Source organism: Methylocaldum gracile (assembly GCF_053646815.1).
Window position 1 is genome coordinate 2,831,155 of sequence record NZ_CM132196.1, and the last position, 13,341, is coordinate 2,844,495.

Sequence of the window (13,341 nt, forward strand, 5' to 3'; positions counted from 1 at the left end):
GAGCCAAGTCACCGTGTCCAACGCAAACCTGTATTTCCTGCCCTGGGTGCGGCAGGGCGCCGCCTCCGCCATCGACGCCGAACAGAAAACCGGGATCGCCAGTGTCAATGTGATGCTCACGCTGGATGCCAAGACGGTTCCGGTTTCGGTAAAGTTGCGCGGCCCGGCGGACGTGATCGGGATCGACGCCAACCAGGTCGTTCGCACCGACCCCCGGCCGGGTTCGAACGACTTCGAGCCGAACTGCTTTCCGTCGATCGAGTTCGACCGCCCGGACTTTCCATGGCTGTTCACGCCGGCAAAAGCCCTCGCCGACAACCGGCTGCGGCCATGGCTGTGCCTCGTGGTGGTACGGAAACAAGCCGGCGTGAGTTTGAACAGTGCGGCCGACGCGCCGCTGCCCGTTTTGACGATCGCCGCACCGGCGCGGCCATGGGTCGAACTCCCGGACCTGAACGAATCCTGGGCCTGGGCGCATGCCCAGGTGGCCGCGGACGACGGCAGCAAAGATGCCATTCGGGGGGCCTTGCAAGGTTCGCCGGAGCTGTCGCTTTCGAGGCTGCTGTGTCCGCGCATCCTGGCGCCCGACAACGACTACATCGCCTGCGTGGTTCCCGCTTTCGAACTGGGCCGGAAAGCCGGGCTAGGCATACCCATCGAGAAAACGGAATACGAGACGCCGGCGCCGGCCTGGTCGATACCGCCCGAACCGCCGACCGAGTACGGACCGACCCGGCTGCCCGTTTATTACCATTGGGAATTCCGTTCGGGCCAGCCGGGCGATTTCGAGTCGATCGCCAGGAATCTGAAGGCCGATGTGCCGGACGGTCTCGGCAAGCGCAGGATCGACATCAGCCAGCCCTTTCCCGAGTCGGGCGCGACGGAGGTGGAACTCGAAGGCGCGCTGCTGCCGATCTCGCCGCCCGGCGGCTCGCCGGCCCCGGCCCCCGTTCCGCAGCCGTTCAGGGACAATCTCGCCAAGACCGTCAACGGCAGCATCACCGGACCGGACTCCGACCCCGTGCTCGCCCCCCCCATCTACGGCCGCTGGTACACCAAGGACGCAACGGTCGATCCAGCGGGCGCAACCTGGCTCGATCAGCTCAATGTCGATCCGCGCTGGCGTATCGCCGCCGCCTTCGGAACCCGCGTCGTTCAGGAGCACCAGGAAGCGCTGATGGCCTCGGCGTGGGAACAGGCCGCCGAATCGGCGGTCGCCAACCAGCGTTTGCGCCAGATCCAGCTGAGCCTCGCCGTGGGCGAGAGCCTGCACGCTCGCCATCTCTCCAAGTTCACCGAGGAAAGAATGCTGCGCATCACGGCGCCCGCCTTCGCCCGCTTGCGAGTCTCCCGGCAACAGGATGTTTCGGGGCTGGCCGCAAGCGCGGCCGCGACGGCGGAACCGTCGCTGCTCGCCGAACAGGCCCGTTCCGCATTGCCGGTAGCGGCAAACCGCCCGGCGATGCGCCGCATCGGACGCCAGCGCGGCCCGCTGACCCGCCGCGTCGCTGCCCAGAATTACCAGCGCAATGCCAAAGACACCTGGGTGGCCCGCCTCAACAATATGCCGGGGGACACCCCTCCGATCCAGCCGCCGCAGCCGCCGCAGCAGGACTTTTGCCCGATACCGGGGAGCCTGCCGGTCGAGTATCTCGGGCTCGAGTGGACCCAACCCCAGAAGAACGGATCGTACTTCGGCGCATTCTTCGTCTCGCCCGAAAACACCCCCGTGCTGTCGCCGGGCACGCCGCTGCTGAAGCAGGACCGGACCGAGGTTCCCGGCTTTTTCCGCAAGGCGGCGCAGGAACATCTGAATCGCTTCCCCGCCCCACGCACCGCCTCTGCCGAACTACGGCTCCCGATGCAGGCCATCACTATCCCGGTGCTCGCACAGACCATCCCGCGGGAAACGCTGCCGGCCCTGGTCAAGGCGATCATGTCGACCGGAGACAACGTGCTCGCGCCGGCGGAGACCGACGGGGTGGATACAGTCATGATGGCGCCGCACTTCCCGCAGCCCATGTACGAAACGCTGCGCGACCTGTCGCAGGAACTGCTGCTGCCGGGAATCGACAAGGTCAGGCCGGAAACGGTTGTCGGCCTGGAGACGAATCGGCGGTTCATCGAGGCCTACCTGGTCGGGCTCAATCATGAAATGGCCCGCGAGCTGCTGTGGCGGGGTTATCCGACCGATCAGCGCGGCACCTATTTCGACCGGTTCTGGAGCATCGAGCACCCGGATATTACCGCCCTGCACACCTGGAGCGTCATCGATTCGGCGACCGGGAAAATGAGGCCGCTGGGCGATCTCGCCTTCGGCGCGCCTCCGGACGCCAATCCGTTCGTCATGCTGCTGCGCAGCAGCCTGCTGCAGCGCTATCCCAACGCGTCGGTCTTCATGGTTCGCGCGATGCATCCGGGGTCGCCCCCCGACCCCCTGGCGTTCCAGCCCGACCCGGCGGCACCCGAGCTGCTGCCCATCTTCAGCGGCTTCATGCAGCCGGATGTGTTCATTTTAGGTTTTGATGTCTCTCCGGACGAGGCCGGCGGCGATCCAGGCTACTACGTGGTCATTCAGGAGCATCCCACCGAGCCGCGCTTCGGCATCGATGCGGATCGAACCCGAGACAGCAGCCATCTCAGCCTCGGCGATCTCGGCCTCGATGCCGCTCCGCCCGCGCACGCCGCGCAAACCGCCGTCGCCACGCGCCGGCTTCCGGTACGCATCGCCATTCACGCCAAACGGCTCATCATGCCGGCCTGACCCACGGACTCACACCGATGAATAAACCGCTATTCGATACCAGTTTCGCGCTTCCCTCGGTAAACCCCGAGATTACGCCCCAAAGGCTCTGTCCCGGCAATGTTCCCCTGGTGCTGCTGCCGGTGCGGCTGGAGACGCGTTTCTCCGAACTGCCCGACGGCGCAGCCAAACTGCGGGTGCGCGTCTATCCCGACAAGATTCACATCGACACCCACCAGCCGGACCTCACGGCGGAAGAACAGGCCTTGGGAATGCAGTATTGGCAGCAGGATTGGGCGGCGGGAGACGAAACCGCCCGCGCCGACGCCTGGCATACCCTGGCCAGCCGCGTCGATGCGGAGCGCGCCGCGTGGATAGCCCGGGTACTGCAGCCCACCAACCTCGCCCAGCGCCCCGAGGAGCCGCCGGTATTCCCGCCCCTGCCCCCGGTACGTGGCGAGCATGCGCCGGTAGCCCGGCTGCTGCCGGACCGCTGGACCGCCGTTCTGCACTCGGGCGGAACGGTCGCGTTGACGGCCACCGGAAACGACATTCAGCGAGAGCTCGCGGTCGGCCTTAACCCGAATGTGTCCGACGATGAAACCGACGTGTCAGCCGGTGCCGGCGACACGCTCGCCCTGGATGAGGACATGATGTGGCTGGTGGACTTCGTCAAGGCCGAGTCGGCCGGAATGGCGCTCACCCTGACCGTGCCGGCGGCCGTTCTGGAAACCGGCATCGACAGTCTCATGGTATTCGGCGTCGCCGACTCGCCGGACACAGCCGATACGGCCAACCGGCTGGCCGATCTTCTCGATGCGCACCATTACACCAACGGGCTCGAGTTCCTGCGCTTCGGAACCCCCACGAACAACACCGACGATAGGCGCGCCGGCTACAGCACGGATGATCCCGGCCACCGCCGAAGCTTCGCCAACGAGGTCGTCGCGAATCCCGAAAACACACCGAACGCGCGGCTCGTCGGGACGGTGCTCGGACTGCCGCCGGAACGGATCGCAACCACCCTGGGGCGCGCGGGCCAGGCCGGCCAGGACCACGAACGCGACCTGCGCAGCATGAATGCCGCGCTATGGCAGGTCGGCTGGGGTTATTTCCTCAGCAACATGATGGGCGCGGAAACCGGCCTCACGACCGCAGCGCTCGATTGGGCGTACGGCCATTTCCTGAACTACGTGCGCAGCGGCGGTCCCTTCCCGTCCCTGCGCTGCGGAACCCAGCCCTATGGCATCCTGCCGGTGACATCGCTGGACTTGTGGATGCCGGAGGCGGGCGAAGCTTCCGCCGCCCTGGAATCCCGGCTCAAAGAGCTGCTGCTCGCCATGCGCAACGAAGTATGGCGCCCCGTCGTGCACCTGGTCGCACGCATCGGACTCCGGCAGGAAACGCCCGGGAAGGCCGATCCGGACAGCGACCTCGCCGACGTCATGCGAACCGATGGCGTTTCGCACGGACATCTCACCCGCAGAGTGCTCGGCCGGCATTATCTCGAGCACCTGTACGCGCTGGCCGGGCGGGACTTCAGCCCGCTCGCGGTAGCGCAAGGCGAGATTTCGGCCAAGCTGATCGATCGCTTGAAGCTGACGGTGCAGAAGCTTCCCCGCCTCGCGCGCTGTTTCCTGGACACGGCACCCGTGCCGGTGACCGCTCCCCTGGTGCACGCGGGAGAAATTTCGCCGTGGCAGCGCCTGGAGCCCAATTACATCAGCGCGCTGCTCGAAACCACGAGCATCGAGGCATTGATCACGCTCGATCCGCCGCCGAGTCCGAGTCTTTTGTATGCGCTGCTGCGTCACGCACTGCTCCGCGAAATCGCGGAAGCCGCCGCGCGCATGGCGGCAACCGTGCCGGACAAACAATACGCGACGCTCGACCTGCTGCGCGATTCCGAACTGGTCGATCTGGTCGACGGGTCCATCATCGGCTACACGGTGCAGAAGCCGGCGGACACGCTGCACTGGAAGCGCCAGCTCGAAATCCATGGCGTTCCGGGCCTTCCCGCCGACCAGACGATCGGCCGGTATCTCGAAGACTGGCTGCAGGCGCGCGCCGGCGGCAACCATCCGGCCGTCGCGGCGCTCGGCGAATTCCGCGCCGGCCTGGCCCATCTGCAGATGCTGGACACCGAGTCGCTACACTATCTGATGCAGTCCACGCTCGATCTCTCCTCGCATCGGCTCGACGCCTGGATCACCTCGTTCGCCACCAAGCGCCTGAAAGCGATGACCCCCGGCGGATCGCCGGGTGTTTACGTGGGCGCCTACGGCTGGGTGGAAAATCTCCGGCCGGCGCATCGGGCGGAGCCGATTCCCGCCGAGCTGTTGCCGCCGGGGGAGCAGGCACCGGAGGAGCAGGCGCCGCTGTATCCGCTGGCCAATGACAGCGGCTTCATTCATGCCCCCTCGCTAACCCACGCGTCCGCGGCGGCCTTGCTGCGCAATGCGCATCTCGGCCCCGACGGAGTCCCGCAGCCGGATGGATCGTTTGCCATCGATCTGTCGTCGCGGCGGGTGCGCGATGCCTCGCGGCTGCTCGAAGGCGTGCGCCAGGGACAGCCGCTGGGCGCGCTCCTGGGCTATCGGCTCGAACGCCGCCTGCATGAAGCCGGGCTCGATCATTTCATCGCGCCGCTGCGAAAAATCTCACCGTTGGCAGTCCGCAAGCGGGAAACCGACGCCTGGCCAAACGAGATCTTCAAAGCCAACGCGGCCAACAACGTGGTGGACGGACTAGAGCTGTTCCGAGCATGGAAGGCATACCGGAATAGCATCGCCTTTGAGATCAGGAACGTGGGGAGCGACGACGAAAGGTTCCGGGTCGAACGTGAGATCGAAGCGCTCGGCGATGCGATCGACGGTCTTGGCGATGCACTCGTCGCCGAGGCGGCGTACCAGATCGCTCGCGGCAACACCCCGCGCCTGGCCAGCACGCTGTCGGCCATCGCCCAGGGGGATGCGCCGGTACCGGAACTGGAAGTGGCCCGCATCCCTCGCACCGGCACCTCGCTGACCCATCGCGTGCTGGTGCTGTTCAGCGGCGTGTCGAATGCCGGCGGCGGCTGGACCAACTCGACCACACGCACTGTCAACGAGCGCTGGCTCAATGCCTGGATCAGGCTGTTGCTGGGCGATGCGCGCAAGGTGCGGTGCACCGTCGAGCGGCTCGACGACACCACCGGCGCGGTGACGGAAACCGCCGTTTTCCCGTTGAGCGATGTGCCGATGTCTACCCTAGACTTCGTGTACAGCGTACAGCCCGGGGGCCAGTCGGCCACGGCCGACGCGTCGCCCTGCCTCGCCGAGCAGCGCGTGCTTTATCATGCAAGACGCCTGGCGAACGGCTTCGGCAACGACGCCGGGGTGCGGCTGCAGCACGAGCGGCCGGCCGTTCTCGCCGCCGGAGAGACGACGCTGTTCGACGTGCTGGAGCAGGCACGCGCCATTCGGCGCTTGCTCCAGGGCGCACGCGGACTGCGTCCCGAGGACCTGAGCCCGCCCGACCGCCCGCATCAGTCCACGCTCGATCTGGCGGACCTGGAAGCACGTGTCGTGCGATACGAAAACGGCCTGAATGCCGCCCACAAGACGCTCGCAAGCCTGGTGTCCAAGGCCGCGGATACCCTCGCCGAGGATTTTCGTACGGCGATACTGAACCTCGGCCATTTCAGCGTCGAACCGGCCGTCCCCGGCGTCGCGGTCGGCGACACGCCCGAGATTCGCAGCGCCTTGGCCCGGCAGGCGGCCGCGATGCTGAAGGTCAGCGGACCGCGCTTGGAACAGGGCGCCGCGCTTCGAACCCGGGTTGCAGCAACCGACCCCCGCGCGCGCTGCGACCAACTGCTCGAACGCGGACGCGCCGTCTATGGCGCCGAGTTCGTGTCGCTCCCAAGCTTTACCTGCGACGCTGCCGGCGCCGCCGAACTCAATGCCGCACTCGCGGCCGGCACCCGGCAACAAGGCGGCGATCCGCTCGCCGTCCACGGCTGGTTCATGCGCGCCTCGCGGGTGCGCGACGCCCTGGCGCCTCTCGGCCTGTGCCTGCAGACGGCGGAAGTCTTCGCGACCGGCGCCCGCCTGAACCTTAATGTCGCGCAATTGCCTTTCAACGCGGAAGAGCGCTGGGTAGGCCTGCCGGGGGCCGGGAAAGAACTGCCTCCGAGCAAGCTGTCGCTGGTGGTGCAACCCATGACGGCAATCGATGCCGCCCTGCCCTTGTCCGGCCTGTTCATCGACGAATGGGTGGAGGTGGTGCCGAACAAGGAGGAAACGACCGCCCTCACCTTTCAGTTCGATCCGCCCAATGCCTTCCCGCCGCAGAACGTGCTGATCGCCGTGCCCCCGGTTCCGGGCCAGGACTGGACCACCGAAACCTTGCGCTGCGTGCTCGCCGAGACGCTCGATCTGGCCAAGCTGCGCGCCGTCGACACGCGCCTGCTCGGCGCGGCCGCGCAGTATCTGCCGGGCATCTACGTGCCCTTCAATGTCGCGGACGACGCGGTCTCGACCGACTTCGCGCCGCTCACGGCCTAATTCAACCGCCGCCACCAACGAAATAGATAGAGGAAACGACGTAATGGCAGGACTTTTCGTTTTCGTAGCCAGCCCGGCCCAGTACAGCACGGTCGGACGGAGCATACAGTTGTCCGGTTCGGTTGGAGGCGCCGGTAGCGGTTCCGTCTCCTGGGTTAGTATCCAGCTCGGCGCCGGGGGACCTACAGTGAAGCCCAACGGTCGCGAGAATTGGAGTTGGCAGGGACTGATCCCAAACAACATCCGCCCGGGCCAGGCGTTTCAGATCATCGTCACTGCCAGCGGAGTGATACAGACCAAGGGTTGGCCGGAACCGGAATACGAGACGGTCGACGGACAAGCCGTCCTCAACGTCGTGCTCGAAAACGTGGTGCCGGAACTGACGGTCGATTCATTCCAGTCGCCCGTCGTGGTGACGCAGTTCCCCTATGTTTTCCAGCTCGAAGGATCCGCATCGGAGGCTAAACCCGAGATCTACGGCGTCCCCCAAGTCCAGTATCGGATCGGAAACGGCGCGTTCGTGGCCGCGAGTCCCGTCATTGGCAATGCGGCTCGCTGGACCGCGGGGGTTTCCGTGGCGACCAAAGGGGACACCGTCATCACCGTGCAGGCGTCCGACAATTTCGGGTCGGTCACGACCGTCCAGAAAACCTTGACGGTGCTCGAGTATCCGATGCCGACCGAAGTCGATCCGAACGTAAAAACAACGCTGGCCGGCGTGCCGACGACGTCCTCGATTACCAGTTGGACGCGGCTCGAACCGCAGTGTTCCAACGCGGACATCGGTTCCAGTTCCAACGCCCGCCTGTTCGATCCGCTATGGCTCATGACGCGGCAATGGCAGATCGGCGAATTCCAGGGCGAGGATACCGGCTCGCCGGTGCAGGCGCGGGTGCGGGCAACGGGCGCACTGCTCACGCGGTGCTATTTCGGGGAGTTGCCCGAGAATAACAAGGCGCCTCCGTACGACCCGACGCTCGAACCGCTCGAGGCCGTGGTGGAACGCCGGCGCATGCGTCCCGCCGGCGCCGACGATTCCCGCATGCTCACGCTGGCTGTGGAAGCCGGGCTCCACTTCCTGCGCATGCTGGAACGCAATGCGACGGCGAAGAAATATCGCCCGGCATTCCTCGCCCACTATGTACTGCAACCGTCCCTCACGCTGCCGGCCGACGACGCCGGCCGGCGCTTCGTCCAGACTATGGTCGGTCGAGCGCCCGACGCGCGCCGGCTCGCGTCCGCGTTCCGCCAGCCGGACTCGTCCCAGATCGTTTTCGATGCGGCGCTTAACATCGCGGCAGCCGACCATGCCCCGGTGCAGCAGGTCGCATCGGCTTGGCTCGCCTGGTACGACGGGCTTTTCACCGAGCCTGGGGCACCGTCCCAGGACGCCTGGATGCCGTCGCGCCTCGAGTATGCCGTGTCGGTCGCCACCCGTTTGTCCGCCGATCCGCAGGACGCGCTGACCTTCTCCGCCAGCGAATTCGATGGCGGCCGACTCGACTGGAGCAGCTTCGACATCAATAAAACAGCCGGTGTCGACACCACCGGCGACGTGTATCCGATCGCGCTCACGGAAACCACGATGCCCGCGCCGGTGAGCTTTCACGGCGCGCCCGCCCCGCGTTTCTGGGAACTGGAGGACGCGAAAATCGCCTACGGTCTGGTGTCGGCCGGACCGGCGGATGTGGCGCAAATGCTCATGATCGAGTATGCCAGCACCTACGGCAATGATTGGTTTGTCGTGCCGCTGAACTTGCCGGTGGGCAGCGTCACCCGCATCGACTCGCTGGTGGTGACCGACACCTTCGGCGTCCGCAGCCTGCTGCGTCCCATCGGCGATCCGGAACTGCCGCAGCCCTTCTTTTCCCTGTGGCAGGTGTCGATCCTGCGCCGTGCGGGCGAAAGCCTCGGGGCTGAGTTACCGACCGGCGAGCGGATCGGCGCTCCCGTCCCCAATCTGTTCTTTCTTCCGCCCACGCTTGGCCGGACCATCGACGGCGCGCCCCTGGAAGACGTGCTGTTCATGCGCGACGAAATGGCCAACATGGGGTGGGGCATCGAGCGTAGCATCGAAAGCGCCATCGAAACGCCGCTCAAGCTGGCAAGCGATCCGGCGCAGGCCAACAGCGCTCCGCCCCCCTCCACCGCACTGCCGCGCTATCGGCTGTCGACGACCGTGCCGGACAACTGGATACCGCTGCTGCCCGTGCAACCGAATAACACCGACAACGGGGTTTCGCAACTCCGGCCCGGGGCCGTACTTCAGCCGAATTCCACGGCAAAACCACAGTTCGCCCGTAGCGAGGTGCTCAAGGCGTTGAGCACGCAATGGCTCTACGACGAGGAGGTCCCCCGTGAAGGCGTGCATATTACGCGTCGGCGCCATATGACGCGGTGGATCGATGGGTCGACCTGGGTATGGACCGCGTTCCGCAGCGAAGTCGGCACCGGGGAAGGATCGGCCGGTCTGCGCTTCGACCAGATCGAGGATGGCGGTCGGTCGGAGCAGGGATTCGATTGACGGTTCACGCTTTATTAGAGCGTGTTATGCACTTTGCAGGAGTAGCGAGGCCTTGACGAGCATGAGGATGGCGAACACCACGAAGTGCAGGCCCGCCAAGGTTTCGGCTAACCGCTCGTAATCGCGAGCCAAACGCCGAAAACGGGCGATCCAACCGAAACTCCGCTCCACCACCCAGCGCCGGGGCAACAGCACAAAGCCTCTTTTGACCTCAGGCAGCTTGACCACTTCCAGCCGAATGCCGTGCTGGCGGGCGGCCTCGGCTGCCTCGTCACCGGCGTCGCCCTGGTCGACAAACGTCACGTCCACACCTTGTCCCGTGACTTGTTGAACAGAGCGCGCCAGTTCCGCCACCTGCGCTAGTTCCGGCTCATTGGCCGGAGTCACCAGGAGCGCCAACAGATGGCCCAAGGTATCGACGGCCATGTGGACCTTGCTGCCCTTCTTGCGTTTATAGTCATCGTAACCGGCACGCGACCCACTCTCACAATTGGGTCGCAGCGTTCGCCCATCCAAAATCGCGGCTTTCGGCTGCGATTTTCGCCCCTGCGCCAGACGCAAAATTTCGAGGCGATCGTGCACGATCGCCTCGAAGCAGCCCGCCGCGAGCCAACGCCGGGTCTGTTGATAAACGGCTTCCCACGGCGGCAGGTCATGCGGCAACATCCGCGAAGGCGCGCCGGCCCGCTTGGCCGGGACATGGAATGCGTTCGGAGAGTTGAAAAAATAGAGCGTCCCGGCGGGAGGATTCCGCCCGGCCACGGAAATTCGCCTCCAGATCGGTTGATTGTTACAAAAGGAGCGTAACCGGAGATCGGCCGGGCAAGTCGCCGGAGAGTGGACTGCTCCGTACCGGCCGGATGCGTGCGCAACGGATTTCGGTGTTAAACCCGCTTCCGGAATCTAGGAAAACTATCCAGGCATTTCCCGATTTCAAGTCTTTGACGTGCTTTGTCCCATTCCAGGATCGGAGCGATGTCGGCTGCAATGGCTTCCATCTCGTCGGGAGAAAAGCGATGTAGAACGAGCAAGGGCGAACGACGCCGCAGGAGATCGTCCAAGTGAACGATCATTTCATTACGGGCGCAATGAAAAAGATCGGCGACAATGAATGGCAAGTCCGACAGAGCACGCGAACCCAGGGCGTTGTTCCGCTCGATAGATTGGAAAATCTCCTCGATCCGCCTGCCATGGCGGAAACCCAACCAGCGAATCTCTTCGGCTCCGAGCCCTAAATTCCGGCCCCGCTCCACCGAGTTCCGAAGCCATTCCGAATAGTTTTGGTCGGGAGCCCAAGGGAAAGCCAGACCCGCTGTCATGCAAGGGCGTCGAACACCCAGCTTTCGGCAAACTTTATCGACGATCGCCGCGGCGTCGTAACGCGCCGAGGTAAACTTGCCGCCCACCGAGACCAGCACGCCATTATTCAACTCTTTCAAAGTCCACTCGCGACTCAGCGCCGATGGCGCGAGCCCCTGTTTGCCCTTCAGCACCCGGAGACCGGCAAAGCCGCCGAGTATATCCTCTTCGCGCCATTGCACGGAGCCGAGCACACGGTTTGCCGATCGCAGCAAATAATCGACATCCTCCCGCTCCACGTCGACATCCTCGGGATTGCCCGCATAATCCGTATCGGTAGTGCCTAGCAGCGTTAGGCCATACCACGGCACCAAAAAGATCACCCGGCCGTCCGTTTCCGAAAAGAACAGCAAGGCATCCCTACCGGGCAAACGAGGCAAGATAAGATGAACGCCTTTACACAGACGACAGGCCTTGGGCGAAAAACCGGGCGCATCTTTCACCCATGCACCGGTGGCGTTGACCACACAGCGGGCATGCACCGGCGTCTGCTCCCCTGTCACTTGATCCTTGACGATGACGCCCGTCACTCGCCCGTGCCGCTCTTCGTAAGCTATGGCACCGCAATAGTTGACCGCCACGGCACCGGCTGCCAAGGCTCCGTCCACCAATTCCAGCACGAAGCGGGCATCGTCCGTCTGCGCATCTCCGTAAACCCACCCGCTATCCAAATCCGTAACGCGGAGCCACGGGAAACGACGTGCAAATGCCTCGGCGCTCAAACGCTCGTGGCGTGCTTCCGAGCCGGCGATACTTCCCAGCAGATCGTAGATCGACAGCCCCAGACGAAGCCGCCAGGATGCCAAGCGATCTTTGCGATAAACCGGGACACCGAAACGTAGCGCTTCGACCCGGTGCGGACAAAGCCGCATCAGCCGCTGCCGCTCGTTCAACGATTTCCGAACCAGTCCGAAATGCCCCTGCGCGACGTAACGCAGCCCGCCGTGGATCAGCTTGGTCGATGCCGAAGACGTACCTCCGGCCCAATCCCCCCGGTCGATCAAAGCCGTTGACAATCCGCGCAAGGCGGCATCATAAGCCGTCCAGGCGCCATAAATGCCGCCACCGACGACCAGCAAATCGAAGGTCTTGTTCTTAAGATCGGAAAATCGCCGCTGCATGGTCGTAATAGCCTTGATGCCCCATACTTCCTGGACCGATTCCCAGGATGTTACACTCGCGCCGCCAACGATCCTGACGTGGAGAATATCCCCGCTCTGGCAATACACACAAGCAAGTCGATCTCATTTTCCGACCATTCAAGGCTTGTCGCTCAAATGCGGCCATGGATCCGATCGTCATACCGATGAAAAAATCACCACCGATCCGCCTTCGATCTCTCTTCCTGATCGTCGCGGCCTTTTTGCCGATTCTCTACGGCCCGGCGCAAAGCGATGAAGTTTTCCGCTGGAAGGACGAGAAAGGGCGCGCTCATTACTCCGATCATGCCGCCGAAGGTGCCGAACCTACAAATATCGAGGCGGCACCAGCGGTTCACGCGGTAAAAGCGGTATTCGACGGCGACACCGTCTTGCTCGACAATGGGGAGAAAGTCCGGCTGCTTGGAATCAATACACCGGAAGTGGACAGCCCCAGGAAGATCGGTGAAGCGGGAGGCGAAGAGGCAAAGCTCTGGCTCCAACGACGCTTGACGGGCCGAACGGTGCGCCTGGAGCATGATATGGAGCTTAGGGACAAGTACCGGCGGCTATTGGCCCATGTCTTCGCCGACAACGGCGAACACATCAACCTGGCGTTGATAGAAGCGGGCTTGGCTTTTGTAGACATTCATCCGCCCAATCTCAAATATGCCGAAGCCTTGACTCAGGCCGAGAGTGGAGCAGAACTGGCTAAACGCGGCATTTGGGGAATGCCGGATTACCGGCCGAAGCCAGTGGAAGCGCTGATTGTGCGGCCGACGCTACGCGGCTGGCAGCGTTTGACAGGCGCACCGTCCGCTATCGTCGAAAGCAAGCGCTATTTCCGGCTGAGATTTTCCGATCGATTCGAAGTCCGCATCCCGAGAGAAAACCTCAACCTATTCCCTCCCTTGGAGACCTATCTGCGCCGGAACGTTGAAGCACGGGGTTGGCTATCGCGTCGACGCGGCGATTATTCGATCTTCGTCCGACATCCGAGCGCGCTCACCATCCGAAGATGATTGCTGG

The 13,341-nt window shown here is 64.2% G+C and carries 5 protein-coding genes and 1 pseudogene; 4 read left to right on the top strand and 2 right to left on the bottom strand.

Features of this window, described 5'->3' with window-relative positions:
- Positions 1 to 13: 13 nt before the first annotated feature.
- From ACWJJK_RS12475 to ACWJJK_RS12485, 3 genes are read left to right on the top strand one after another with little or no spacing between them, the layout of a single operon-like run.
- Positions 14 to 2,764, top strand: a complete 2,751-nt coding sequence (locus ACWJJK_RS12475; RefSeq protein ID WP_156881443.1) for a hypothetical protein — start codon at positions 14 to 16, stop codon at positions 2,762 to 2,764.
- Between the two features lie 17 nt (positions 2,765 to 2,781).
- On the top strand, positions 2,782 to 7,290 hold the full coding sequence (locus ACWJJK_RS12480) for a hypothetical protein (RefSeq protein WP_156881442.1): 4,509 nt from the start codon (positions 2,782 to 2,784) through the stop codon (positions 7,288 to 7,290).
- Between the two features lie 43 nt (positions 7,291 to 7,333).
- Positions 7,334 to 9,814, top strand: coding sequence for a hypothetical protein (locus ACWJJK_RS12485; RefSeq protein ID WP_156881441.1), 2,481 nt, complete (start codon positions 7,334 to 7,336; stop codon positions 9,812 to 9,814).
- A gap of 24 nt (positions 9,815 to 9,838) precedes the next feature.
- Here the strand turns inward: ACWJJK_RS12485 and ACWJJK_RS12490 are convergent.
- Positions 9,839 to 10,501 (bottom strand): annotated as a pseudogene (locus ACWJJK_RS12490) (IS5 family transposase); the annotation flags it as partial.
- A gap of 197 nt (positions 10,502 to 10,698) precedes the next feature.
- A complete protein-coding gene (locus tag ACWJJK_RS12495) occupies positions 10,699 to 12,294 on the bottom strand; it encodes a glycerol-3-phosphate dehydrogenase/oxidase (RefSeq protein WP_156881440.1) in 1,596 nt (531 codons plus the stop codon).
- 185 nt (positions 12,295 to 12,479) lie between these two features.
- Here ACWJJK_RS12495 and ACWJJK_RS12500 point away from each other — a divergent pair, with 185 nt between their 5' ends.
- Positions 12,480 to 13,334 (top strand): thermonuclease family protein, encoded by an 855-nt coding sequence (locus tag ACWJJK_RS12500; RefSeq protein WP_156881439.1) that lies wholly within the window; start codon positions 12,480 to 12,482, stop codon positions 13,332 to 13,334.
- Positions 13,335 to 13,341: the final 7 nt, after the last annotated feature.